This is a genomic window from Ensifer sp. ENS07, assembly GCF_014852185.1.
Classification (GTDB): domain Bacteria; phylum Pseudomonadota; class Alphaproteobacteria; order Rhizobiales; family Rhizobiaceae; genus Ensifer; species Ensifer adhaerens.
The window spans coordinates 1-25342 of the sequence record NZ_JACVBE010000025.1 but is presented as its reverse complement, the minus strand read 5'-3'; the positions used below and the strand labels follow the sequence as shown (position 1 = coordinate 25342).

The following is a 25342-nucleotide window of genomic DNA, read 5'->3' as shown; positions in this document are numbered from 1 at the left end:
GGACGGCCCTGTCCAGCGGAACGAAGACCATTGAGCCGATCGGCAAAAAGGCCGGTCAGAACAAAACCGAACCCAAGGAAAGCCGCCAACTCAAGGCGTTCTGCCCCTTGCGTTCTTTCATTGGAGATATTCATGGGTCTTTTCAGCTTTATCAAGAACGCCGGCAAGAAGCTTGGCATCGGCGGCGACGACGATGCTCCGGATGCCGAAAGCGTTCAGAAGGAACTTGCATCCCACGATCTCGGCACCAAGGACGTGCAGGTCGAAGTGGCCGGTGACAAGGTCGTGCTGAAGGGTGTCGTGAAGGACCAGAGCGTCTTCGAAAAGGCCGTCGTCGCCGTCGGCAACACGCTCGGCGTGTCCGCAGTCGAGGCCTCCGAACTCAAGGTCGCCGATGCCGGCGCAGCACCTGCTCCGGCAAAGGAGCCCGTCTTCTATACGGTCAAGAAGGGCGATAACCTCTGGAAGATTGCCGAGGCGCAGTACGGCAAGGGCAAGGGCGCCAAGCACACGGTGATCTTCGAAGCCAACAAGCCGATGCTGACCCATCCGGACAAGATCTATCCCGGCCAGGTTCTGCGCATTCCGGATCTGGATGCGGCCTGAGCGTGTCCTTCAGGCGGTTTCTCGTCGTTGCCGCGCTGGCAAGCCTCTGGCTTGCCAGCGGTTCTTTGGCGCAGCCTTTCCGTGAACCCGCCAAGGGCAGCACTGAGCGTGCCGCCATCCTCGACGCGATCCGCCCCGCGGTCGAAGCCGAGATGCGCGGTCCCGTCGAATTCGTCGTCACCACCATGCGTGCCGCACCCAACTGGGCCTTCATGCAGGTCGAGCCGCAACGGCCGGGTGGCGGATCCATCGACCTGCCGCAAACCGGGTTGCGCGACGAGGCAGACATGATGGATGGTCTGACGGTGTTCGCACTCGTCAGCTTCCAGAATGGCCGCTGGAACCTGGTCGATCACGTCGTTGGGCCGACGGATGTGGCCTATGCCGGCTGGCCGCTTCGCTACGGTGTGCCGGCGGCACTTCTCGGCCTGGAACAATAAGGACTGCTTCTCATGCAGGTGCTCCCGAAAGGGATCAGACATATTCCGGGTTATCTCGATCGTGCCCGGCAAGAGCAACTGGTCGAGGCCATTCGGTCAGTCGTTGCCGAAGCGCCGCTGTTCGTGCCGGAAATGCCGAAGACTGGCAAACCCATGTCGGTGCGCATGACCAATTGCGGCGCGCTCGGCTGGGTCACGGATCGCGATCGCGGCTATCGTTACCAGTCTCAGCATCCGGTGACCGGCCGCCCCTGGCCGGTCATGCCGGAGATCCTGCTCGATATCTGGGATGCGGTTTCCGCAAGCAGCAAGACGCCCGAGGCCTGCCTGGTAAACTTCTATTCCGAAGAGGCCCGCATGGGGCTGCACCAGGATCGCGACGAGCGCGATCTTGAAACCGCCGTCGTCTCGATCTCGCTTGGTGACAGCTGCCTCTTCCGCGTGGGTGGCAATACGCGCGGCGGCCAGACCATGTCCTTCCGGCTGGAAAGCGGCGATGTCGTGGTGCTGGGTGGGGAAGGGCGTCTCGCCTTCCATGGCGTCGACCGGATCTATCCGAGCACGTCGACGCTGCTGAAGAATGGCGGGCGGGTCAATCTGACACTCCGCCGCGTCAATCCCTGAGGATGCACCGAAAGCTTAGAGCTTCCTGAGCGCCACCTTTTCGGTCAGATGGTTCGGGCCCTTTTGCAGGATCAGGTCGGCGCGCGGGCGTGTCGGCAGGATGTTCTGGTGCAGGTTCTTCAGGTTGATGTTGTGCCACAATCCCTCGGCAATGGCCCGGGCTGCATCCTCGCTGATCGTGGCGTAGCGGTGGAAGTAGGATTCCGGGTTCTTGAACGCGGTTTCGCGCAGCCGCATGAAGCGGTTGACGTACCAGCTGTGGATCAGGCTCTCCTCGGCATCGATATAGATCGAGAAGTCAAAGAAATCCGAGACCATCGGCACGATCTTGCCGTCGGCCGGCAGGTTGCGCGACTGCAGAACGTTGATGCCTTCGAAGATCAGGATATCTGGCCGGTCGATGACCGTGAACTGGTCGGGCAGCACGTCATAGGTCAGGTGCGAATAGCTGGGCGCCTTGACGTTCGGCTGGCCGGCCTTGATCGCCGACAGGAAGCGCAGGAGCGCGCCGACGTCGTAGCTCTCCGGAAAGCCCTTGCGGTCCATCATGTTTTCGCGCTGGAGCACGGCGTTCGGATAGAGAAAACCGTCTGTTGTCACCAGGTCGACCTTCGGGCTCGACGGCCAACGCGCCAGAAGCTGCGCCAGGATACGGGCCGTCGTCGACTTGCCGACGGCGACCGATCCGGCAATGCCGATGACGAAGGGGGTCTTCGTCTCGGACATGCTGAGGAAGCGCTTGCGCTGCTCGAAGAGCATCTGCGACGATTCCACATGGGTCGAAAGCAGGCGTGACAGCGACAGGTAGATCTGCCGGACCTCGCCGAGATCGACGGGGTCGTTCAACGATCGCAGCCGCTGTACCTCGTCGGCCGTCAGCGTCATCGGCGTATCGGCGCGAAAGCGCGACCATTCCTCGGCGGTGAAGAAATGATAGGGCGAGTAGTCCCGCTTCTGGAGGTTGTCGGGCAGGTCGGCTGCTTCGATGTCTTTCGCCGCGATCGTCATGGGGTCTGCCGATTTGCCTTTTCCTGCAGGCCGGATTGGTTGGTCCGTCGCTGAAGTTCGTTGAGCACATCCTGCAACGGAACGTCGGCGATCTTCAATACGACCATTAGATGATAGAGGAGATCGGCGCTTTCGGCGATGAGATTTGCGCGGTCGTTGCTGATGGCCGCGATCACGGTTTCAACCGCTTCCTCGCCGAGTTTCTTCGCCGCCTTCGGCTGGCCGCTTGCCACCAGTTTTGCCGTCCAGGATTCGTCCGGCGCCGCCATCGCGCGTGTCGCGACGATGGCTTCGAGGTCGGAAAGTGTGAAGTCGCCCATGGGAGATCCTGAAGCTCAGTCGAGGCGCATGGCGATGCCATGCTCCGCCATATAGCGCTTGGTTTCGCCAATGCTATAGGTGCCGAAGTGGAAGATGGAGGCGGCAAGGACCGCGGTCGCGTGACCGTCCTTGATGCCGGCGACCATGTGGTCGAGTGTGCCGACGCCACCCGACGCGATAACGGGCGCGCGGACCGCGTCGGCGACGGCGCGGGTAAGCGCGATGTCATAGCCGCTCTTGGTGCCGTCACGGTCCATCGAGGTCAAAAGGATCTCGCCGGCGCCGAGATCGACCACCCGACGGGCAAAATCGATCGCGTCGATGCCGGTCGGCTGGCGTCCGCCATGGGTGAAGATCTCCCAGCGATCCGCTTCGCCATCCGTCGAGACCTTCTTGGCGTCGATCGCGACGACGATGCACTGGTTGCCGAACTTGTCGGCGGCTTCGGCGACGAATTCCGGGTTCTTTACCGCAGCCGTGTTGATTGACACCTTGTCGGCGCCGGCCAGAAGCAGCTTGCGGATGTCGGAAACCTGGCGCACGCCGCCGCCGACGGTCAGCGGCATGAAGCACTGTTCGGCCGTACGGGCGATGACGTCGAAGATCGTCTCGCGATTGTCCGAGGACGCGGTGATGTCGAGGAAGCAGAGCTCGTCGGCGCCGGCAGCGTCATAGGCGCGGGCCGCTTCCACGGGGTCACCGGCGTCGATCAGGTCGACGAAGTTGACGCCCTTGACGACACGGCCGTCCTTGACGTCGAGGCAGGGGATAACGCGGGCTTTAAGCGTCATGGTTCAAGCCTTTCTCGCAGCGCGGATCAGCTCCAGCGCCTCCTGCGGGTCGATGCGGCCGTCATAGAGCGCGCGGCCGGAGATGGCGCCTTCGAGCTTGCGTGCGTCCGGCTCGACCATGCGGCGGATATCGTCCATCGAGGCGAGACCGCCCGATGCGATGACAGGAATGGAAACCGCGTCCGCCAGTTCCAGCGTCGAAGCCCAGTTGATACCGGTCAGGATGCCGTCGCGGTCGATGTCGGTATAGATGATCGCCGAAACGCCGGCGCCCTCGAACTTCTTGGCAAGCTCGATCACGCCGAGTTCGGAAGCCTCGGCCCAGCCTTCGACGGCAACCTTGCCGCCCTTGGCGTCGATGCCGACGGCGACCTTGCCGGGGAATTTGCGGCAGGCCTCGATCACGAGCGCCGGATCACGGACAGCGACAGTGCCGAGGATGACGCGGGCAAGCCCGCGCGACAGCCAGTTTTCGATATGGTCGAGCGTGCGGATGCCGCCGCCGAGCTGCACCGGGTTTTTGGTCGCCTTGAGAATGGCGTCAACGGCGGTACCGTTGACCGTCTCACCGGCAAAGGCGCCGTTGAGGTCGACCACGTGCAGCCATTCGAAGCCCTGGTCTTCAAAGGCGCGGGCCTGGGCCGCCGGGTCGGGGTTGTAAACCGTCGCCTGGTCCATGTCGCCAAGCTTCAGGCGCACGCATTGCCCGTCTTTCAGGTCGATCGCGGGAAAAAGGATCATGGGTCTGTCCAATCAGTCGTGCGAAAGCTCAGGGCTTCCAGCGCAGGAAATTCGAGATGAGGGCAAGGCCAAGCGCCTGGCTCTTTTCCGGGTGGAACTGCGAGCCCGCCTTGTTGCCGTTGGCGACGAAGGCCGTGACCGGCCCGCCATAGTCGGCCTCGGCGACCACGTCGGCGGCGTTCTCAGCGGCCAGGTGGTACGAATGCACAAAATAGGCATGCAGACCGGCTTCGCCAACACGGATGCCGTCAAACAGCGGGTGCTCGCGCTTGAGCTTCAGCGTATTCCAGCCGATCTGCGGGATCTTCAGTGTGGTGTCGGCGGGCGTCATCTCGACGACATCGCCGGGGATCCAGCCAAAACCATGGGTGATGGTCTTTTCAAGTCCGCGCGACGACATCAGCTGCATGCCGACGCAGATGCCGAGGAAGGGTCGCCCGGCCTGTTCGACCGCCTCGGTCAACGCTTGCTCCATGCCGTCGACGGCAGCAAGGCCGCGGCGGCAATCGGCATAGGCGCCAACGCCCGGAAGCACGATGCGGTCGGCGCTCGCCACCCGTTCCGGCTTGTCGGTAAGGTCGATCTCGGCTGCAATGCCGGCTTCGTGGGCGGCCCGTTCAAAGGCCTTGGTGGCCGAGCGCAGATTGCCCGAGCCGTAATCGATGATGGCGACGCGCATCAGCGTTCTCCGTAGGAATCAAAAAGGCCGAGGCCGGGGCCGCCACTTGAGGGCTTGCGCACGGTCCAGTCGGCCGGGGAGGGGGCGGCGGGCTTGGTCTCGTTCGAAGCCAGGCTCGTGAAATAGATCTCTTCGGCCGCTTCGAGATTGGGCGCCGGCACGATGGAACGCAGCGTCCAGTCACGGGCCGTCAGGCTGCGCGCCACCAGAACCGGCCCTTCGAGCGCCACCACCAGCCGAAGCGCGAGCTGGGCCAGGAGAGATGGCAAGAAGCCGCTCTCGTGGTTCGACAGGAATATTAACGAGATCTGCAGAACAGCAACTGCGATTCCGATTGCCCATTGACGCTTGGCGAGAAGCCAGAGCGCCGGGAAAAGGAAGGCCCACCAGGAAAAGCCGTCGGCGACGAAGCGCGCCCGCTCGTCGTTGGCGCGCGCACCCGGCGGGGTGAGGATCATGTAAGAAGCCATGAGTCAAAGCCAGTGACTGGCCGCTTAGGCAAGGGTCCCCTTGGTCGAGGGAACGCGGCCGGCCTGGCGCGGGTCGATTTCGGTTGCGGTGCGGAGCACGCGGGCGACGGACTTGAAGCAGGTCTCGGCGATATGATGGTTGTTGGCGCCGTAGATGTTCTGGATATGCAGCGTGATCCCGGCATGCTGGGCGAGCGCCTGGAAGAATTCGCGCACGAGTTCCGTGTCGAAGGTGCCGATTTTCGGCGACGTGAAGGTCACGTTCCAGACGAGGAACGGCCGGCCGGAAACGTCCACTGCCGCGCGGGTCATCGTTTCGTCCATCGCAAGATCGAGCGAGGCATAGCGGGTGATGCCGCGCCGGTCGCCAAGCGCCTTGGCAATCGCCTGGCCGATGGCAATGCCGGTGTCCTCGACCGTATGGTGGTCGTCGACATGCAGGTCGCCGTCCGTCTTGATCTCCATGTCGATCAGCGAATGTCGGGCGAGCTGGTCCAGCATATGGTCGAAGAAACCGACGCCGGTCGAAATCTTGGCGATTCCGGTGCCGTCGATGTTGACCGATACGGATACCGCGGTTTCGTTGGTCTTTCGCGAAACCTCTGCGGTGCGGCTGGACGTGGCTTCTGCCATCGGGCTCTCCTGTATACGCTGACGCGGCTCCTTATCAGGCAAAAGCTGAAATATCCAGAACTTGAGCGGTCGATTCGAATCATCCGGTGACAGTCGCCGAATGAAGATTGCGCCGGCGGCCTGTTGCCATTTGCAAACCTGTCTGCCGTACTTACATAGGCCTCAAGCAACCAGGCTCGAGTCACGAGCCGCAATGCCCCGCGTATCAGGGGCCTACGGGTAATTTCATGAGCGAACACAATCCCTACGGAACGATGCATGCGACGACCATCATCACGGTACGCAAGGATGGCAAGGTGGTGATGGCCGGCGACGGCCAGGTGAGCCTCGGCCAGACCGTGATGAAGAGCAACGCGCGCAAGGTGCGGCGGCTTGCCAAGGGCGACGTGATCGCCGGCTTTGCCGGCGCCACAGCCGATGCCTTCACGCTGCTGGAACGGCTCGAAGCAAAGCTCGAACAGTATCCCGACCAGCTGATGCGGGCAGCCGTCGAGCTCGCCAAGGACTGGCGCACCAACAAGTATCTGCGCAATCTCGAAGCGATGATGCTGGTGGCCGACAAGTCGATCACGCTGGCGATCACCGGCAACGGCGACGTTCTCGAACCCGAGCACGGCACGATTGCCATCGGATCGGGCGGCAACTACGCCTTTGCCGCGGCCCGCGCGCTGATGGACAGCGACAAGTCGGCCGAGGATATTGCCCGCAGGGCGCTGCAGATCGCCGGCGACATCTGCGTCTACACCAACCACAATATCGTCGTGGAGACACTGGATGCCCAATGAGCCCGCGCATGTCAGTTTCGTGCCGGTGGCCAATAGCCACCTGCCGCTGCTGCATGCCTGGCTGAGCGAGCCGCATGTGCGGCAATGGTGGGGCGACCCGGACAAGGAAGTGGAGCTGATCCGCGAAGGCTGCGCGTCAGGAGAAGTGGAAGGCTTCATCTTCCACGTGGCCGGCGAGCCGGCGGGCTACATCCAGTCTTGGGTGCCGGCCCAGTACCCGGACGACGAGCCCTGGGCGAAGGACATGCCGGCCGATGTGCCCGGTATCGACATCTTCATCGGCCCGGCGGAACTGACGGGCAGGGGCGTCGCATCGCTCGCGGTCCGGGCCTTTGCCGGGCGGCTCTTTGCCGCCGGCGCCCCCCGCGTCGTGATCGACCCTGACGCCGGCAACCGAAGGGCCGTCAGCGCCTACACCAAGGCCGGCTTCGTGCCTTACGCAGAATGGATTGATACGTCCGGCCGCACACTCCTGATGGAGCTGACGCGGACCGAGTTTGAGAGGACTACATGAGTACGTTTTCACCCAGAGAAATCGTGTCGGAACTCGACCGTTTCATCATCGGCCAGAACGACGCCAAGCGCGCCGTGGCGATCGCGCTCCGCAACCGCTGGCGCCGCCAGCAGCTCGGGGACGAGCTGCGCGACGAGGTGATGCCGAAGAACATTCTGATGATCGGACCGACCGGCGTCGGCAAGACCGAGATTTCCAGGCGGCTCGCCAAGCTCGCCGGCGCGCCCTTCGTCAAGGTCGAGGCGACCAAGTTCACCGAGGTCGGCTATGTCGGCCGCGACGTCGAGCAGATCATCCGTGACCTCGTCGAAGTCGGCATCGGTCTCGTGCGCGAAAAGCGCCGCGCCGAAGTCAAGGCAAAGGCGCACCAGAATGCCGAGGAGCGCGTGCTCGATGCACTGGTTGGCGCCACCGCGTCGCCGGCAACGCGCGACAGCTTCCGCAAGAAGCTGCGGGCCAACGAGCTCGACGACAAGGAAATCGAGATCGACATCGCCGAGACCGGCGCGCCGGGCGGCGGCTTCGAGATCCCGGGCATGCCGGGCGCCAATATCGGCGTGCTCAATCTTTCGGAGATGTTCGGCAAGGCGCTCGGCGGCCGCACCAAGAAGGTCAAGACGACCGTCAAGGCCTCCTATGGCATGCTGATCGACGACGAGTCCGACAAGCTGCTCGACAACGAGCAGATCCAGCGCGAGGCCGTGAAAGCAGTCGAAGACGACGGCATCGTCTTCCTCGACGAGATCGACAAGATCGCCTCGCGGGAAGGCGGCATGGGTGCTGGCGTATCGCGTGAAGGCGTACAGCGGGACCTCTTGCCGCTCGTCGAAGGCACGACCGTTGCGACGAAGTATGGGCCAGTCAAGACCGACCACATCCTCTTCATCGCGTCCGGCGCCTTCCACGTGGCCAAGCCCTCGGACCTGCTGCCGGAGTTGCAGGGCCGCCTGCCGATCCGCGTCGAGCTGCGCGCGCTGACGAAGGAAGACTTCCGCCGCATCCTGACGGAAACCGAGGCGAGCCTCATCCGCCAGTACAAGGCGCTTCTGGACACAGAAGAGGTCAAGCTCGACTTCACGGATGACGCAATTGATGCGCTTGCAGACGTGGCGGTGCAGTTGAACGCCACGGTCGAGAACATCGGCGCCCGCCGGCTGCAGACCGTGATGGAGCGTGTGCTGGACGAGATCTCGTTCAATGCGCCGGACCGCGCCGGCCACGAGGTGACGATCGACGCTGAATATGTGCGCAAGCATGTCGGCGATCTCGCCGCCAACACCGACCTGTCTCGCTATATCCTGTGACATTTCGGTCGTAGGGCCATGCAAACGCCCGCAACCCTGAATACGCAGGCCGCCTGTCTCTCGACAGGCGGCCGCATTTTTTCTAACACGGACGCGGTTATCGATCGTGGTCCGGGCATTTTTCCGACATGATCTTGGCGTAGGAGCGGCCCGCCGACCGAGGCAGCCTCCACCAGTCACAGGAAGAAGAGATCGTGCGTTTCACCGCCTGCATGCTCGCTATCGCCACGTTTTGCCTGAGCGCAAGCCAGTCATTCGCCGCGACCGACGTTCCGCCGGGCAACCGCAACGTCGAGCAACCGGCGATCCCCGGCGCATCCGTGCGCCGCACCAAGGCCGGCCGCACGTCCTTCGATGCCAAGTTCGAGAAGGTCCGCGATCTGCTAGCCACCGACAAGCAGCTGATCAGCAAGATCAAGTCCGTGTCGCGCGCCTATGGCATCGCACCGATCCACATGGTCGGCGCCATCGTCGGCGAACACACCTACAATGTCGACGCCTACGATCGGCTGCAGTCCTATTACGTCAAGGCGGCTGCCTATGCCGGCAACAGCTTCCAGTTCGGATACGATGGCGAGACCGTCGCCGAATTCGTGGCTCGGCCGCAATTTTCCGAATGCGGCGCCAAGAAGGGCGCCTATGCGCTGTGGAGCTGCCGCGAGCGGGTCTGGGACAACGACTTCCGCGGCAAATCGGTGGGCGGCAAGTCCTACCCGAACAACCGTTTCAGCGCCGTCTTCTTCCAGCCGTTCTTCGCCGGCCAGACCTTCGGCCTTGGTCAGATCAACCCGCTGACCGCCCTGATGCTGACCGATATCGTGGCAAAGACCTCGGGCTATGAGCGCCTCGACGAGAACAATGCCGCCGGCGTCTATGAGGCGATCATGGATCCGGACGTCTCGCTTGCCTATATGGCGGCCTCGATCCGTCACTCGATCGACGCCTACAAGTCGATCGCAGGGGTCGATATTTCGACCAACCCCGGTGTAACCGCGACGCTCTATAATGTCGGCAATCCGGATGGCCGCGCGGCAGCGCTCGCCGCCAAGATCCAGAGCGGTCAGGCGCAATGGCCGGAGGAAAACTATTACGGCTGGCTCGTCAACGACAAGCTGACGGAACTCGAAAGCCTGCTGTGATTCACGTGAAGCACTTTCCTTGATTGCGCCGTAAAAACCTGAAATCCTGGGGCAATCGAGAAAGGCAATCACCATGGACATGCGTCCGGAGCCGTTCGAACCGCCGGCTCCCGTTCCCCGTGTCGGCATTCCTTCCTACCTGAAGATCATCAGGACCGTGCTGCGCAATCCGCTCGAACTGTGGGGCGAGCCATCCTATACGCTGCCCTGGATCGAGACGAAGTTCGTTACCCAGCGCACCCTGATCGTCAACGATCCCGGCCTCATCCGCCATATCCTCGTCGATAACGTCGCCAATTACGAAATGTCGAAGGTGCGCCGGCTGATTCTGCGGCCCATCCTGCGCGACGGGCTGCTGACGGCGGAAGGTGAGGTCTGGAAGCGTTCGCGAAAGGCCATGGCGCCGGTGTTCACGCCGCGCCACGCCAAGGGCTTTGCCGGCCAGATGCTGCGCAGTTCGGAGCAGTTCGTCGAGCGCTATGCCGGAGCCCAGGAAGCTCCCTTTACCACCAATGTCGCCAACGACATGACGGAACTGACCTTCGACATCCTGGCCGAAACGCTGTTTTCCGGTGAGGTCGCCGTCGAGCGCGAAGGCTTCGTCCAGAGCGTCGAGGAATTGCTGCACCGCATGGGCCGCGTCGATCCGATGGACATTCTGCTGGCGCCCGAATGGATCCCGCGCCCGACCCGCATCGGCGGCAGGAAGGTGATGAACCGCTTCCGCTCGATCGTGTCGGAGACCATGGCGCTTCGCCGCCGCAAGATGGCGGAGGACCCTAAGGGCACGCCGCAGGATTTCCTGACCTTGCTTCTGGAGATCGAGGGCAGCCAGGGCCTTTCGACCGCGGAGATCGAGGACAACATCCTGACCTTCATCGGTGCCGGGCACGAGACCACCGCCCGGGCACTCGCCTGGACGCTCTACTGCGTTGCCAACACGCCGGCCTATCGCGAAATCATGGAAGCCGAGATCGATACCGCGATGGCAAGCGGTGCCGAGCCGGTCGAATGGCTCGGTCTGATGCCGCATGTGCTCGCCGCCTTCGAGGAGGCGATGCGGCTCTATCCGCCGGCGCCGTCGATCAATCGCGCGGCGATCGAGGAAGACGCATGGACCTCACCGACTGGCGAGCGGGTGCGCATCCCCAAAGGAATCGCCGTACTGATCATGCCCTGGACGCTGCATCGCCATGTGCTCTACTGGGATAAGCCGCGCGCGTTCATGCCCGAGCGTTTCCTGCCGGAAAACCGAGAGAAGCTGAACCGCTACCAGTATCTGCCCTTCGGTGCCGGACCGCGCGTCTGCATCGGCGCGACTTTCGCGCTGCAGGAAGCGGTGATCGCGTTGGCAGTGATGATGCACCGCTACCGCTTCGATACGACCGCGGAAACCAATCCCTGGCCGGTGCAGCGGCTCACTACTCAACCGCGGGGCGGGTTGCCGATGAGGGTTTCGGCTCGCTGAAGGTCTTGCCGGGGATCGGTGACTGAACGGAACGCACCGGAGAATCCGCCGGCTTCGGCTGCTGTAGCATTTTCGACGGCTTCTTGATCGTCTTGATCTGTGCGCAGGTGGCGTCGCCGACATTGTCGCAGGGCTTGTAAACCACGATCTCGCTTCCGGCGCCATCGTCCCAGACCGCCTGGATCGTCAGCGTTTGCGCCGTTTTGGCGGGCAGCGAGATGTAGACATATTCGGCCGTCTCGTCGCCGGGCAGGTTGAAGGGCAGCTGCGGATTGCACTTGGCCAGCGGGAAGCGTTGGTCGAGTGCGTCGGAATTGATCGAGTAGCGGATTTCCGATAGCCGGCAATGCATCGTCTGCAGTGCCGTGAAATAGATTAGCTGCCGGTCATCATAGTCGCGAAACTGGATCCAGCCGGTCTGCTTGTTGGCATCGAGCATCGCCTTGTAGATCGCGACTTCGGGCAGCTGCGGCTTGTATTCCTCTTCCTCCGCGTCCTGTGCTCGCGCCGCCCCAGTCGGAAGCGCAAGGGAGATAGCCGAAAGCAGCCAAACAAAGGCGAGAGGACGGTGGCGTTGGTGCATGCGCTATGTCTCCGTCCTGCATTTGTGTCGCTCGATAGATCACCGATGTCCGCGACACGATGGTTTTCCCTTGAAATATGTCATATCACCGCATCGATCCCCATTGAACCCGGGGCCTCTGCGCCCCGCCCGAATTCCGGACTGCGCGAATTGACCTCCCATTTTCTTCTCGGCATCGACACCGGCGGCACCTACACCGACGCCGCCCTCTTCTCGGAGACGAAGGGGGTGGTCGCCAAGGCCAAGGCGCTGACGACCCGCCATGACCTCGCGGTCGGCATTTCCGGTGCAGTCGAAGCGGTGCTCGATCAGGCCAGCGTGCCGGTCTCGGCGATCAGCATGGTCTCCCTGTCGACGACGCTTGCCACCAATGCGCTGGTCGAAGGGCAGGGCGGCCGCGCCGGCCTCGTCATGATCGGCTTCGGCCCCGAGGATCTGAAGCGCGACGGTTTGCAGGAAGCGCTCGGCTCGGATCCGGTAGTCTTCCTGCCGGGCGGGCACAATGTGCATGGCGGTGAGACCCCGCTGGACATGAGCGAGCTCGACGCCGTCCTGCCGGTGCTGGCTGATCAGGTCTCCTCCTTCGCCATTGCCGGCTATTTCGCCGTTCGTAATCCGGATCATGAAAAGCGCGTGCGCGACCGCATCCGCGAGGTCTCGCACCTGCCGGTCACCTGCAGCCACGAACTGTCCTCGAAACTCGGCGGGCCGCGCCGTGCCTTGACGACGCTGCTCAACGCCCGCCTCGTCTCGATGATCGACCGGCTGATCGGGTCCTGCGAAGGGTTCCTCAAGGCGCGCGGCATCGACGTGCCAATGATGGTGGTGCGCGGTGACGGTGCGCTGATTTCGGCCGAGGAGGCGCGGCTGCGCCCGATCGAGACGATCCTCTCCGGTCCGGCAGCAAGCCTCGTCGGCGCGAGGCATCTGACCGGCCTCGACAACGCCGTGGTTTCGGATATCGGCGGCACCACCACCGACGTGGCCGTGCTCGATGGCGGCCGCCCGCGTCTCGATGCCGAAGGCGCCGTCGTTGGTGGCTTCCGCACCATGGTCGAGGCTGTTGCGATGCGGACCTACGGCCTTGGCGGTGATTCGGAAGTGCGCATCAACGATCGCGGCCTCAAGGCGAAGATCGATCTCGGTCCGCGCCGGCTGATGCCGCTGAGCCTCGCCGCAGCGCTCCACGGCGACGCCGTCATCTCGGTGCTGGAAAAACAGATGCGCGCCCAGCACACCGGGCGCAACAATGGGCGCTTTGCTGTGCGTACCGGCCTGCCGGATCATCTGGCAAGCGGCCTGCAACCACAGGAGCAGGCGCTCTACGAGCGCATCGGTAGCGTCCCCGTCTCGCTTGAAACGCTGCTCGTCTCGACGCCACAGAAGGCGACGCTCGATCGTTTGGTGGCCCGGGGGCTCGTCCATATCTGCGGTCTGACGCCGTCCGACGCCATGCATGTGCTCGGCCGGCAGTCGCAATGGAACCTCGAAGCGGCCGAGCTTGGCATTCAGCTTACGGCCCGGACCCGCGACGGCTCCGGCCAGCCGATTGCTTCTTCTCCACAGGCGCTGGCGCAGATGATCGTCGATCGGCTGACGCGGCAATCCTCCGAGGTCATCCTGCAGGCCTGCCTCGGCGAGGACGGCGCCGGCGCGATCGATCCCGCCGTATCGCAGGCCGTCGATCGTGCGCTGACCCGGACGCCCGGCATCGTCCGGTTCTCGCTTGGTCTCGATCGTCCGCTCGTCGGTCTTGGTGCTTCGGCGCCGGTTTATTACCCGGCTATTGCCGAGATGCTCGGAACCGAAGCCGCCATTCCCGAGGAGGCCGGCGTCGCCAATGCCGTCGGCGCCGTGGTCGGCCAGGTAAGCGCCACCGTCACCGTTTTCGTGACGATGCCGGAGGAGGGCATTTTTGTCGTCAACGGGGCCGGGGCCAGCGAACGCTTTCTCGATCAGGAAAAGGCTTTTGGTGCCGCGCGCCGACGGGCCGAGACCGCAGCTCTGGAGGCGGCGCGCACCAACGGTGCCGATGATCCCGCGTCGTTGCTGCGCGAGGAAATCGACGCGCCGGAGGTCGAGGGCAGCCCCAAGCTGATCGAGGCCCGGTTCATTGCGTCCGCCAGCGGCCGGCCGCGCATCGCGCACGGCTGATCTTTTCCGTTTCGGAAACAATTCTTCGCATCCTTGCAGAATTGACAGGGAATGAATTGGTGAGAAACTGCGGCCGTTTCACGCGCGTATTGCGCATGGGCTGGTCCGAGACCCGCTTCAGGCGCAAGATCAACATGTTGGGGCGTTTTCATCGCATCCGTTCGGATCGGTGGCGCTCCTTACGTCTATTTCAAGGAGTTGGCAGATGGACCGCATTGAGACGTATGGATTGAAGATTGATGCGGACCTCCATCGCTTCCTGATGGAAGAGGCGATGCCGGGCACCGGCGTCGATGCAGAGCACTTCTTTGCTGAGCTTTCCGCCCTCGTGCACGATCTGGCGCCGAAGAACCGGGCGCTGCTCGCCAAGCGCGACGACCTGCAGGCCAAGCTCGACGCCTGGTACAAGCAGAACGGCGCCCCCAGCGATATGGAGACCTATCAGGCCTTCCTGCGCGATATCGGCTACCTGCTGCCCGAGGGTGGCGAGTTCAGCGTTTCGACCGCCAACGTCGATCCGGAGATCGCGACGATCGCCGGCCCCCAGCTCGTCGTTCCGGTCATGAATGCGCGCTATGCGCTGAACGCCGCCAATGCACGCTGGGGCTCGCTCTACGATGCGCTCTACGGCACGGACGCGATTTCGGACGCTGATGGCGCCGAGAAGGGCCGCGGCTACAATCCGAAGCGCGGCGCCAAGGTCATCGCCTGGGCGCGAAACTTCCTCGACGCCAGTGCGCCGCTGGCGAATGGAAGCTGGGCGGACGTTACTTCCCTGAAGGTTGCTGGCAGTGCGCTGGCGATTGGTCTCAAGGATGGTTCGAGCACTGCACTGCGCAACGCCGCTCAATTCGCCGGCTATTCCGGGGCTGAAGGTGCGCGCTTCGAGATCGTTCTCCGGCACAACAATCTGCATGCGATCGTCGTCCTCGACGCCACCACGCCGATCGGCAAGGAAGATCCGGCGGGCATCGCCGACGTCATTCTCGAATCGGCGATCACCACGATCATGGACTGCGAAGATTCGGTCGCCGCCGTCGATGCCGAAGACAAGGTCGTCGTCTACCGCAACTGGCTCGGCCTGATGAAGGGCGACCTCGAAGAAGAGGTTGCCAAGGGCGGCAAGACCTTTACCCGTCGTCTCAATGCCGACCGCGTTTACACGGCAACTGCCGGCGGCACGCTTTCCCTTCCCGGCCGCTCGCTGATGCTGGTCCGCAACGTCGGCCACCTCATGACGAATCCGGCTATCCTTGACCGCGACGGCAAGGAAGTGCCCGAGGGCATCATGGACGCGATGGTGACGGCGCTGATTGCCCTCCACGATGTCGGCAACGGCGGTCGCCGCATGAACTCCCGCGAGGGTTCCATGTATGTCGTCAAGCCGAAGATGCATGGCCCCGAGGAAGTCGCCTTCGCCAGCGAGATTTTCGCCCGTGTCGAAAAGGCGCTCGGCATGCCCGCCAACACCATGAAGATGGGCATCATGGACGAGGAGCGCCGCACGACGGTCAACCTCAAGGAATGCATCCGCGCGGCCCGCGAGCGCGTCGTCTTCATCAACACCGGCTTCCTCGATCGCACTGGCGACGAGATGCACACCTCCATGGAAGCCGGCCCGATGATCCGCAAGGGCGACATGAAGCAGGCAGCCTGGATCGGCGCCTATGAAAACTGGAACGTCGACATCGGGCTTGAATGTGGCCTGTCCGGTCACGCCCAGATCGGCAAGGGCATGTGGGCGATGCCCGATCTGATGGCGGCGATGCTCGAACAGAAGATCGCCCACCCGAAGGCCGGCGCCAACACCGCCTGGGTGCCGTCGCCGACGGCGGCCACTCTGCACGCGACCCACTACCACCGCGTCAATGTCGCCGAAGTCCAGGCGAGCCTGAAGAGCCGCGCCCGCGCCAAGCTCTCCGATATCCTGTCCGTGCCGGTCGCCGTCCGTCCGAACTGGACGTCCGAGGAAATCCAGCGCGAACTCGACAACAACGCGCAAGGCATCCTCGGCTACGTCGTGCGCTGGGTCGATCAGGGCGTCGGCTGCTCGAAGGTTCCCGACATCAACAATGTCGGCCTGATGGAAGACCGTGCGACGCTGCGCATCTCCGCCCAGCATATGGCCAACTGGCTGCATCATGGCGTCGTCACCGAGGCCCAGGTCGTCGAGACGATGAAGCGCATGGCGGCAGTCGTCGACAGTCAGAACGCCGATGATCCGCTCTACGTCGCGATGGCCGGCAATTTCGACCGTTCGATTGCCTTCCAGGCCGCCGTCGAACTCGTCCTCAAGGGCCGCGAGCAGCCGAACGGCTACACCGAGCCGGTCCTGCACCGCCGCCGCCTGGAGCTGAAGGCGCGCAACGCCGCCTGATTCGCCACCGAAGTCGGGGTATTGGGAAAGAGCCGTGCGTTCACATGAACGCACGGCTCTTTCGTTTCAGCGGTGGTCCGGGCTTCCAGACACGATCGCAGCCCGTGCCGCTCTAAAACTCCGCCCAGCCGTCCGTTGCGAGTGCGGCATTGCCGTGGGTGGCATAGGGGGCTGGTCGGCGTACCGGCTGAGGACGTCCCTGGTCACGCGTGGTTGCGGCGACTGCCGGGGCAGGCGCCATCGGCCTGCCCTTTGGCTGGGCCTCGCCGGCGAGCGTGAAGCGGTCGATCAGGTTGCGCAGGTTCGTGCCTTCCTGCGCCAGCGTCGCGGAGGCCGCATTGGCTTCCTCAACCATCGCTGCGTTCCGCTGCGTTACCTGGTCCATCTGGTTGACGGCGGTGTTGACTTCGCTCAATCCCACCGACTGTTCGCGGGCGGAGGTGGCGATCGCCGCCATGTGTTCGTTGATCGTGATCACATGCGCCTCGATCGTCTGCAGCGCCTCGCCGGTGTCGCGCACCAGGTGCACGCCGTTCTCGACCTCCCGGCTCGATGTACGGATGAGATCCTTGATTTCTTTCGCAGCCTTCGCCGAGCGCTGGGCGAGCTCGCGCACCTCCTGGGCCACGACGGCGAAGCCCTTTCCCGCTTCGCCGGCCCGCGCTGCTTCCACGCCGGCATTCAGCGCCAAGAGGTTTGTCTGGAAGGCGATCTCGTCGATGACGCCGATAATGCTGGAAATCTGGCTGGAGGATTCCTCGATCCGACGCATGGCTTCCACCGCGTTGGCGACGACGACGGCGGATTGGGCCGCGCTGGTCTTCGCCTCGCCGGCGATGTCGCGTGCCTCCTCCGTCCGTCTTGAGGAATTGCTGACATTGGCGGTGATCTGATCGAGCGCCGCGGCCGTTTCCTCGAGAGACGCGGCCTGCTGTTCGGTGCGCTTGGACAGGTCGTCGGCGCTCTGGCTGATTTCGCGCGTGCCCATGCCGATGTTTTGGGCGCTGTCGGCAACGGCGAGAAGCGCATCGTTCAACTGCGCGGCCGCCTTGTTGAGGTCGTGCCGCAATTGTTCGAACTCGGCGGCGAACGGCTCATGTAGCTGAACGGCGAGATCGCCGTTGGCCAGCCGCTGCAGGCCGCCGGCAAGTCCGGCGGTCGCCTGCGTCAGCTTTTCCTGCGCCGCCTGCTCCGCCGCCTTCTGGACGCGGACACGTTCGGCCTCGCCGTTGCGGCGGTTCTCCTCGGCCTCCGCCTGCAGCCGAAGATTCGAGCGCGCCGCCACGCGGAAGGATTGAATGGCGCGGGCCATTTCGGCGATCTCGTCCTTGCCGCGCACCGGCTCGTCGGCATCTTCAACGTGGCCGTCGATCAGCCGGCGCATGGCGGCGATCTGGCGGGCGAGCGGTCCGACGACGCCGCGCAGCACCACAAGCAGGGTGCCGGCAGCAAGCGCCACGACGAGAACGATGATCCCAATGTTGAGTGTCTGTACGGTTTCGAACTCGTGATGCTTGGCCTCGAAGGCCGTACCCGAAAGTTCGACCTGCAGGTCCGAAATCTCGGAGATCGTGGCCGTCAGCGGATCGATCGTAGCGTAGAGCTTGTCGCGCACGAAGGCGTCAAGAGCCTTCTGGTCCTTGGCCGAGAGGATTTGCGTGAGTGCCGTGATCGAATCCATCGCAACGACCATCTGGCTTCGTGCATTGTCGACGAGGTTCCGTTCCTCGTCGGTCATCGAGGTCGCCGCATAGGCATCCCAGTTTGACTTGATCGTTTCCCGTGCGGCATTGACCGAGGCAAGCCCGCTCTCCATCGATTCGTTGCCATTGCGCACCTTATGGGCAGCATCGACGATCGAGACCGCAAAGGCGTCGGAAGTCGCCTTCAGGTTCTTCAGCGGCACAATGCGATCGGCGTAGACCGCGTCCATCATGTCGCTGGTTTCCGACAGCGTGCTCTGGCTGTGAATAGCGATGCCGATAGCGATGGATGATAGAAGCGCGATTGCGCCGATAAGCTTGGTCTTGATCAGCATGCCAGTCCCTCCCGAGCGGAATTTCGTGGGCACACTGTTTCGATTATTTAGATAACGCTTACTTAATAAGCGACTGAATTTAAGTCGAAATTGAACTTTCCGAGCGGGCAGGGACATATTCCGCGACCCTGATTTGAGCGCGAATCAGGACGGCAACTTTGCGTCGATGGTGTGCCTGCTTGCGGCTTTCGCTCGGAAGTTGGGTGACGTGAGCACGAACGAAAAAAGCCGCCGACAGAGTCGGCGGCTTTGTCAGTGTCGATCTGATTCGATTACTGCTGGACGACGACGCGGGCGCTCTTGCCGGGGCGAACGCGCGAATAGAGGTCGATGATGTCCTGGTTGATCAGGCGGATGCAGCCGGACGAAGCGGCGGTACCGATCGAGGACCATTCCGGCGTGCCGTGCAGACGGAACAGTGTATCCTTGCCCTGGTCATTGAAGAGGTAGAGCGCGCGGGCGCCAAGCGGGTTCTTGAGGCCGGGACCCATGCCATCTTCGACGTACTTGGCGACTTCCGGCTTGCGTTCCGCCATTTCCTTCGGCGGATGCCACATCGGCCATTCCTGCTTCCAGGCAATATAGGCTTCGCCTTCCCATGCAAAACCAGCCTTGCCGACGCCGATGCCGTAACGAACGGCCTTGCCGCCCGGCAGCACGTAGTAGAGGAAGCGATTCGGCGTGTTGACGACGATCGTTCCGGGGCGCTCGCTGGTGGCGTAATCGACGATCTGGCGATGGAAACGGGTATCGACCTTGCTGATCGGAATGGCCGGCAGCGCGTAACCGTGATCCTCAACTGCGCCATAATCGCCGTTAAAGATCTGATTCGTAGCAACCTGTACCGTTGCGGGCGCGGGTTCGTTCGCAGCCGTTTCGGGCTTGGACGAGGTCGTCGAGCAGCCGGCAACGGCGAGTGTCGCCGCGAGGCTGCACAAGAGGAAGGCATTGCGGAAGCGCATGGGAGTCTCTTAAAAAGAAGCGAAGTAAAAACTGGGTCGCCGCGACCAACAGTGACTACGGTTATTTTCGATTAGTTTGAGCTATGCAAGAGATTGCGCGGCCACAATTTGGCTGAAAAGTGCAAATTCCATGACCCTTGTTTTTTTGCAACAAAATGACCGGCTCAAAGGGACACCGGACGCATGACGATCCTCTCCATCCATGGCGACAACCCCTTGATCGACGGTCGCCAATCGAATCGCGCGATGATGGTGCGCCGCGGTGTGCAGCGTCTGTTCGCCGAACTGCGCCATTCGGTCCTGCCGGAATTGACTTTGGCGAGTGGACGGCGTGCCGATCTGATCTCCTTGTCGGCGAAGGGCGAGATCTGGATCGTCGAGATCAAAACCTCGATCGAGGACTTTCGCGTCGACCGCAAATGGCCGGACTACAGACAGCACTGCGACCGGCTGTTCTTCGCCACCCATGCCGCCGTGCCACTGGACATCTTTCCGGAGGACTGCGGACTGCTGCTGTCTGACGGTTATGAAGGCCACATCGTTCGCGAGGCGCCCGAACACAGGCTGCCGCCGGCGACACGCAAGTCGGTGCTGCAACTCTTTGCCCGTACGGCAGCACAACGGCTGATGCTTGCCGAATGGGCGGCCGAGCGCAACGGCGAACTCGGTGATTCGATCGGCGACATCCTCTCCGGCGGTCGCGACTGATCCCGCGGGGAAAAGCGACCGGAACAGCGGTTGTGCGCCGGTCGTGGAAGTTGATTGCTTACTTCGGCGCGCGCTTGGCGAGAATGCGCTGCAGCGTGCGGCGATGCATGTTGAGCCGGCGCGCCGTTTCCGAGACGTTGCGCTCGCACATTTCATAGACGCGCTGAATATGTTCCCACCGCACGCGATCGGCCGACATCGGGTTTTCCGGCGGCTCGACGCGTTCGCCCTGGCGCTGCACGAGCGCGGCAAAGATGTCGTCGGCATCGGCAGGCTTGGCGAGATAGTCGACCGCGCCGAGCTTCACCGCGTTCACGGCGGTGGCGATGTTGCCGTAGCCGGTCAGCATGATCATGCGCGTGTCGTCGCGCCGTCCGCGGATCGCTTCGATCACGTCGAGGCCGCTGCCGTCGCCGAGCCTGAGGTCGATGACCGCATATTTCGGCGGGTTGCCCTTGGCCTTGGCGATGCCTTCCGCGACCGATTCGGCGATGTCGACCGAAAAGCCACGGGCTTCCATGGCGCGGGCCAACCGCCTGAGAAAGGGTGCGTCGTCATCGACGAGCAACAGGGTGCGGTCCGGTCCGATCAGTTCGGCGTCCTGTGCGGTGGTGCTGGGCGAAGCTGTCGATTTGTCGGTCATTCTCGCAATCCTTGGGCAAAAACGGAACGCTTTCGCCGAGATTATAGGTTTCTGCCTCGTTCAATAAACTGCGAAATGTCATTTCGCCAGTTTCGTATCCATCAGGGCGCGCGGCCATTCGACGCTGACCCGGGCGCCCGGCCTCTCCGGCCCGCCATTCTCGAAGCGCAGGCGCGCGCCCGAGCGTTCGAGCAGCGTCTTTGCGATAAAGAGCCCGAGCCCGAGGCCGCCGGCGCTGTCATCCTTCTGCCTGCGTGTCACATAGGGTTCGCCGATCCGCTGCAGGATATCGGGCGCGAAACCGTCACCATCGTCGGCGATCGTGACGCGAACCCGATCCGCCGTGTGCTCGACGGTTACGGTCACCTGTTTCTTGGCGTAGTCGACGGCGTTTTCCAAGAGGTTGCCGAGCCCATAGAGAATGCCGGCATTGCGGTTGCCGACCGGCTCCGTGGCACGGTCGCCCTTTTCGATGAGCTCGATGTGGATGCCGAACTCGCGATGTGGCGCCATCACCTCTTCGATCAGCGACGACAGCGGCAAAAGCCGCATGTGCTCCTCGCTCTCGGAGGACAGCGTCGTCAGCCGCTTCAGGATATCGCGGCAGCGTTCGCTCTGGCTGCGCAGCAGATGCACGTCCTCCCCGAAGCGCGGATCGTCGCCGAGTTCGCGTTCCATCTCCTTGGCGACGACGCTGATGGTCGCAAGCGGCGTGCCGAGTTCATGGGCTGCCGCTGCCGCAAGCCCATCGAGCTGCGACAGGTGCTTTTCCCGCTGAAGCACCAGTTCGGTCGCCGTCAGCGCTTCCGACAGCTCACTCGCTTCCAGCGACACGCGGTAGGTATAGAAGGCGGCAAAGGCGGTCATCGAGACGATCGCAAACCAGATGCCGGCGGTCAGCACCCGCGGCATCAGCAGGACCGTGCCCGGATACCAGGGCAGCGGAAAGGGTGAGAAGGCGAGTGCGGTGATGGCGATTACCGCAAAACCGGCAAGAATGATGCTGTGTGACTTCGGCTGCGACGCAGAGGAAATGATGACCGGGACGCAGAGCAGCGGCGCGAAGGGATTGGTGAGCCCGCCTGTGATGAACAGCAATCCGGTGATCTGCGCGAGATCGAGGCCGAGAAGCGCGAAGGCCGCCGGCGGCTGCAACCGGTGCGTCGGCGGATAGCGCAACGTCACATAGGCGTTGACCAGCGCGAGGCTCGCGATCAGCACCAGGCAGGAAATCAGCGGCAGAGGAAACTGCAGCCAGAAGGCCGTGATGAGGACGGCGATCGACTGGCCGCCGACGGCAAGCCAGCGCAGCCGAACGAGCGTCTGCAGGCGCAGACTGCGGTTGCTGGTCTGGTCGTTGTTGTGTTCGAGCGCAACAGTGGTCATTCGTGCCTGCATTCCAATGATCGATGCTTTCGTCTCATGTACCACGGGGCTTCGCCCGTGTCGTCGGCGCCGCATTGGCCGGATCCTCGGGCCAGGGATGCTTCGGATAGCGCCCGCGCATGTCGGCGCGCACATCGCGCCAGGAACCCGCCCAGAAACCGGGCAGGTCGCGCGTCGTCTGGATCGGCCGATGTCCGGGCGAGATCAGCTCGAGCAGCAACGGCAGCCGCCCATCGCCGATCGCCGGATGGGTCTTCAGGCCAAAAAGCTCCTGTACCCGGATCGATAACAGCGGCTCGTCGCCGTCGTAGTGGATCGGGTGCCGTTGCCCGGTCGGCGCCTCGAAATGCGTCGGCGCCAGCCGCCCGAGTTCCCGTTGCCGCTCGTGTGGAATGAGGGAGAGCAGACCGTCGGAGAGGTTGGATGCCTTGATGTCGGCAATCGCGGTGATGCCGTGCTGGAAGGGAACGAACCAGTCGTCGAGACGGTCGAGCAGCGCTTCGTCGGAAACATCCGGCCAGGGTTCACCGATCGAGCGGTTGAGGAAGCCGATGCGGTCGCGCATCTGCATCGCCTCCTTGGAGAAGTGCAGGATGGCAAGGCCGAGCTGGCGTACGCCGTCGGCGAGTGCCCGCGCCGCCGATTCACCGGTCGGTCGTGTGAGCGGCGCCTCCTCGAAGATGATGGCGCCGAGCCGCGTGACCCGACGCGCCCGCACCTGCCGGCTGGCCTTGTCGAAAAAGCTCTGGTCCTCGCGGGTTATCGCCTCGGGCATATGCGCCTCGACCTCGGCGCGCGTCAGCTCTGCCGCCGCCAGCACGCGCTGGCCGCCGGCGCGGCCGGTCAGGTCGGCGATGACGAGCATGGAAGCCGCCGCCAGCCGCTCCGTCTCGGGGATCTCGGCGCCCCGTCCGTTCGCCATGACGAATCGGCCGCGGCCACCGCGCTGCAGCGCGATGCGGTCGGGAAAGGCGTGCATCAGCAGGGCACCCGGCTGGATCGGTTCGCTCGATTTCGGCGCGCCCTTCAGCTCGGCCGCCATGCGCCGCGCCAGATTGCGCGAGGCGTCGGCGCGGTCGCCACGCTCCTGACGGAAGCGGCGCACCCGGTCCTCGAGATCGACGCTGTTACCGCCCAAGCCCTGTTCGGTCAGCATCACCGCCAAGAGACACGCGGTTTCCGCCTGTCCCTCTTCGGCCGCGGCAACCGCCATTGCCGCCAGCCGCGGCGGCAAGGCCAGGTCGCGGATCTTGCGGCCCGTCGGGGTCAGCGCGCCGGCCTCGTCCAGCGCGCCAAGGCTGGTCAGCAGTTTCCTCGCTTCGGCGAGTGTCGTCTCCGGCGGCGCGTCGATGAAGGCAAGGGTGGCCGGATCGCTGACACCCCAATGGGCGCAGTCGAGCAGCAGGCCCGAGAGATCGCTGGCCAGAATCTGCGGCGGCGTGAAGGCGGCAAGCGCTGCGGTCTGGCCGCTATGCCAGAGACGGATGGCAATGCCGGGTTCGGTTCGCCCCGCACGGCCGGCGCGCTGATCGGCAGACGCGCGCGACACGCGCACCGTCTCCAGCCGCGTGATCCCGGTCGCTGCCTCGAACACCGGAAGGCGCTGCAGGCCGCTGTCGATGACGATGCGTACGCCGTCGATGGTGATCGAGGTTTCGGCGATCGAGGTGGCAAGCACGATCTTGCGGGTGCCTGATGGCGCCGGCCGGATCGCTGCATCCTGTTCCTTCTGGGTCAGGTTGCCATAAAGCGGTACGATCGCCGTATTGTTGTCGAAGCGGTCCTGGAGCCGCGTGGCGACTCGGGTGATTTCGGCCTGGCCGGGCAGAAAGGCGAGGATGGAGCCATCTTCCGTACGATGCGCTTCGGCAATGGCCCGCAGCATCGTGTCCTCGACGCTGTCGCCGCCGCGATCCTGGTAGCGGATGTCGATCGGATAGCTGCGCCCCTGGCTCTCGATGACCGGCGCATCGCCAAGCAGGCCCGAGACCCGCTCGACATCGAGCGTTGCCGACATAACGATGATCTTCAGGTCGTCACGCAGCGCCGCCTGCACGTCGAGCGCCAGCGCCAGGCCGAAATCCGCGTCGAGCGAGCGCTCGTGGAATTCGTCGAACAGCACGGCTGCGACGCCCTCGAGTTCCGGGTCGTCGAGGATCATGCGGGCAAACACACCCTCGGTCACCACTTCGATGCGTGTCTTGCCGGAGACGCGGTTGTCGAGACGCATGCGATAGCCGACGGTTTCGCCGACCTTTTCTCCCAGGAGCTCGGCCATGCGGCCAGCTGCGGCGCGCGCTGCCAGCCGCCGCGGCTCGAGCAGAATGATCTTTCCGCCCTTTGCCCAGTCCTGATCGAGCAGGAAGAGCGGAACGAGCGTCGTCTTGCCGGCGCCGGGTGGGGCGGAAAGCACCACGGAGGGGCCTGCGGTGAGCGCATGTGCCAGTGCGGGCAGCACCTCGCGAACCGGAAGCGCAGGAAGCTGTGTCGTCACGTCTGGTTCTCCGCCCCCTTTGGCGCTGCGTGCGGTCGGTGCATCCGTCGGCTCATGCATCACCATGTTGTCGGTCCGCCACCGCATGGATCGTCATGTCGGGCAGGGCGGACAATTCGCAAGTACGGCAATCGCCCGGCCAAGGGCAAGCGTGGCGCGTCCGTGAGCGTGCTTCGTATGGCGCTTCGTGCTGGAGATATCTACATCTGACGGCTGAGAGACCCATGCTGTCTACATGTAGATGAGGTCGCTCAGAGGGGCGTTTTGGGCCACGTGAAATGGCCATCAGGTTTTTGACCGCCTGGTCAAAGATTCGCGACGCGGATTCGCTGATTTTCCGGTGCATTAAATCGACCTAGTTTATCAACAGCTGGAATTATTGTTTAAATTCAGAGATTTGTCGATTTTTGAAGTTTTTTTGAACGTGGCTGTTGACGTCTGTGAGGATGGGGGTCTATAAGCCCGATCACTGAC

General features: G+C 63.5%; 24 protein-coding genes. 11 read left to right on the top strand and 13 right to left on the bottom strand.

Features of this window, described 5'->3' with window-relative positions:
- Window positions 1–132 precede the first annotated feature (132 nt).
- Genes lysM through IB277_RS36790 form a run of 3 tightly spaced genes read left to right on the top strand, consistent with a single transcriptional unit; the run spans window position 133 to window position 1670 of the window.
- Complete coding sequence (gene lysM / locus IB277_RS36800; RefSeq protein ID WP_034802175.1) at window positions 133–606, top strand: peptidoglycan-binding protein LysM; 474 nt, start codon at window positions 133–135, stop codon at window positions 604–606.
- Between the two features lie 2 nt (window positions 607–608).
- Window positions 609–1046, top strand: a complete 438-nt coding sequence (locus tag IB277_RS36795) for a hypothetical protein (protein ID WP_252160434.1) — start codon at window positions 609–611, stop codon at window positions 1044–1046.
- A 12-nt stretch (window positions 1047–1058) separates the two neighbouring features.
- Window positions 1059–1670: an alpha-ketoglutarate-dependent dioxygenase AlkB gene (locus IB277_RS36790; protein WP_060521549.1), complete on the top strand. Its 612-nt coding sequence runs from the start codon at window positions 1059–1061 to the stop codon at window positions 1668–1670.
- Window positions 1671–1685: 15 nt separating this feature from the next.
- Here IB277_RS36790 and coaA read toward each other — a convergent pair whose 3' ends face one another.
- The 7 genes from coaA to hisB are packed head-to-tail and all read right to left on the bottom strand — an operon-like array spanning window position 1686 to window position 6313.
- The gene (gene coaA / locus IB277_RS36785; protein ID WP_060521550.1) at window positions 1686–2678 is read right to left on the bottom strand and encodes a type I pantothenate kinase; all 993 of its coding nucleotides are present in this window, start codon (window positions 2676–2678) and stop codon (window positions 1686–1688) included.
- Complete coding sequence (locus IB277_RS36780; RefSeq protein WP_034802164.1) at window positions 2675–2998, bottom strand: phosphoribosyl-ATP diphosphatase; 324 nt, start codon at window positions 2996–2998, stop codon at window positions 2675–2677. Before IB277_RS36780 ends, coaA begins: the two co-directional genes overlap by 4 nt.
- A gap of 15 nt (window positions 2999–3013) precedes the next feature.
- On the bottom strand, window positions 3014–3790 hold the full coding sequence (gene hisF / locus IB277_RS36775; protein WP_034802161.1) for an imidazole glycerol phosphate synthase subunit HisF: 777 nt from the start codon (window positions 3788–3790) through the stop codon (window positions 3014–3016).
- A gap of 3 nt (window positions 3791–3793) precedes the next feature.
- Window positions 3794–4531, bottom strand: a complete 738-nt coding sequence (gene hisA, locus IB277_RS36770; protein ID WP_060521552.1) for a 1-(5-phosphoribosyl)-5-[(5-phosphoribosylamino)methylideneamino]imidazole-4-carboxamide isomerase — start codon at window positions 4529–4531, stop codon at window positions 3794–3796.
- A gap of 28 nt (window positions 4532–4559) precedes the next feature.
- Window positions 4560–5210 carry an imidazole glycerol phosphate synthase subunit HisH gene (gene hisH, locus IB277_RS36765; RefSeq protein ID WP_090302289.1) on the bottom strand — a complete coding sequence of 217 codons (651 nt, stop codon included), beginning with the start codon at window positions 5208–5210 and terminating at the stop codon, window positions 4560–4562.
- Window positions 5210–5680, bottom strand: a complete 471-nt coding sequence (locus tag IB277_RS36760; protein WP_060521554.1) for a DUF2628 domain-containing protein — start codon at window positions 5678–5680, stop codon at window positions 5210–5212. The genes hisH and IB277_RS36760 overlap by 1 nt, the downstream gene beginning before the upstream one ends.
- A 24-nt stretch (window positions 5681–5704) precedes the next feature.
- A complete protein-coding gene (gene hisB / locus IB277_RS36755) occupies window positions 5705–6313 on the bottom strand; it encodes an imidazoleglycerol-phosphate dehydratase HisB (RefSeq protein WP_034802151.1) in 609 nt (202 codons plus the stop codon).
- 227 nt (window positions 6314–6540) lie between these two features.
- Between hisB and hslV the strand changes: the two genes are divergently transcribed.
- The 5 genes from hslV to IB277_RS36730 all read left to right on the top strand — a co-directional run bounded on the left by hslV (window position 6541) and on the right by IB277_RS36730 (window position 11523).
- On the top strand, window positions 6541–7098 hold the full coding sequence (hslV, locus tag IB277_RS36750; RefSeq protein WP_051659613.1) for an ATP-dependent protease subunit HslV: 558 nt from the start codon (window positions 6541–6543) through the stop codon (window positions 7096–7098).
- Entirely contained in the window at window positions 7088–7612 is a 525-nt protein-coding gene (locus IB277_RS36745) for a GNAT family N-acetyltransferase (protein ID WP_192373256.1), read from the top strand. Before hslV ends, IB277_RS36745 begins: the two co-directional genes overlap by 11 nt.
- Window positions 7609–8916: an ATP-dependent protease ATPase subunit HslU gene (gene hslU / locus IB277_RS36740; protein ID WP_034802146.1), complete on the top strand. Its 1308-nt coding sequence runs from the start codon at window positions 7609–7611 to the stop codon at window positions 8914–8916. Before IB277_RS36745 ends, hslU begins: the two co-directional genes overlap by 4 nt.
- Window positions 8917–9110: 194 nt before the next feature.
- Entirely contained in the window at window positions 9111–10055 is a 945-nt protein-coding gene (locus IB277_RS36735) for a DUF1402 family protein (RefSeq protein WP_090428639.1), read from the top strand.
- 73 nt (window positions 10056–10128) lie between these two features.
- The gene (locus IB277_RS36730; protein WP_034802144.1) at window positions 10129–11523 is read left to right on the top strand and encodes a cytochrome P450; all 1395 of its coding nucleotides are present in this window, start codon (window positions 10129–10131) and stop codon (window positions 11521–11523) included.
- On the opposite strand, the gene IB277_RS36725 is transcribed toward IB277_RS36730, so the two are convergent.
- Window positions 11477–12106: a hypothetical protein gene (locus IB277_RS36725; RefSeq protein WP_060521557.1), complete on the bottom strand. Its 630-nt coding sequence runs from the start codon at window positions 12104–12106 to the stop codon at window positions 11477–11479. The genes IB277_RS36730 and IB277_RS36725 overlap by 47 nt on opposite strands.
- Before the next feature lie 150 nt (window positions 12107–12256).
- Here IB277_RS36725 and IB277_RS36720 point away from each other — a divergent pair, with 150 nt between their 5' ends.
- Together IB277_RS36720 and IB277_RS36715 are read left to right on the top strand one after the other, a co-directional pair.
- Window positions 12257–14260, top strand: coding sequence for a hydantoinase/oxoprolinase N-terminal domain-containing protein (locus tag IB277_RS36720; RefSeq protein ID WP_110819719.1), 2004 nt, complete (start codon window positions 12257–12259; stop codon window positions 14258–14260).
- Window positions 14261–14465: 205 nt separating this feature from the next.
- Window positions 14466–16637, top strand: a complete 2172-nt coding sequence (locus IB277_RS36715; protein WP_110819720.1) for a malate synthase G — start codon at window positions 14466–14468, stop codon at window positions 16635–16637.
- A 112-nt stretch (window positions 16638–16749) separates the two neighbouring features.
- Here the strand turns inward: IB277_RS36715 and IB277_RS36710 are convergent, their stop codons facing one another.
- Both IB277_RS36710 and IB277_RS36705 read right to left on the bottom strand, forming a co-directional pair.
- Window positions 16750–18675: a methyl-accepting chemotaxis protein gene (locus IB277_RS36710; RefSeq protein ID WP_090302300.1), complete on the bottom strand. Its 1926-nt coding sequence runs from the start codon at window positions 18673–18675 to the stop codon at window positions 16750–16752.
- Between the two features lie 272 nt (window positions 18676–18947).
- Window positions 18948–19637, bottom strand: coding sequence for a L,D-transpeptidase (locus tag IB277_RS36705; protein ID WP_034802133.1), 690 nt, complete (start codon window positions 19635–19637; stop codon window positions 18948–18950).
- A gap of 183 nt (window positions 19638–19820) precedes the next feature.
- Between IB277_RS36705 and IB277_RS36700 the strand changes: the two genes are divergently transcribed.
- Window positions 19821–20345 (top strand): MmcB family DNA repair protein, encoded by a 525-nt coding sequence (locus IB277_RS36700; protein ID WP_034802131.1) that lies wholly within the window; start codon window positions 19821–19823, stop codon window positions 20343–20345.
- 58 nt (window positions 20346–20403) lie between these two features.
- Here IB277_RS36700 and IB277_RS36695 read toward each other — a convergent pair whose 3' ends face one another.
- The 3 genes from IB277_RS36695 to hrpB form a co-directional block, all read right to left on the bottom strand.
- Window positions 20404–20988 (bottom strand): ActR/PrrA/RegA family redox response regulator transcription factor, encoded by a 585-nt coding sequence (locus IB277_RS36695; protein WP_034802128.1) that lies wholly within the window; start codon window positions 20986–20988, stop codon window positions 20404–20406.
- A gap of 78 nt (window positions 20989–21066) precedes the next feature.
- Window positions 21067–22374 carry an ActS/PrrB/RegB family redox-sensitive histidine kinase gene (locus tag IB277_RS36690; RefSeq protein ID WP_034802125.1) on the bottom strand — a complete coding sequence of 436 codons (1308 nt, stop codon included), beginning with the start codon at window positions 22372–22374 and terminating at the stop codon, window positions 21067–21069.
- 34 nt (window positions 22375–22408) lie between these two features.
- Window positions 22409–24868: an ATP-dependent helicase HrpB gene (gene hrpB, locus IB277_RS36685; protein WP_090302304.1), complete on the bottom strand. Its 2460-nt coding sequence runs from the start codon at window positions 24866–24868 to the stop codon at window positions 22409–22411.
- Window positions 24869–25342 lie beyond the last annotated feature (474 nt).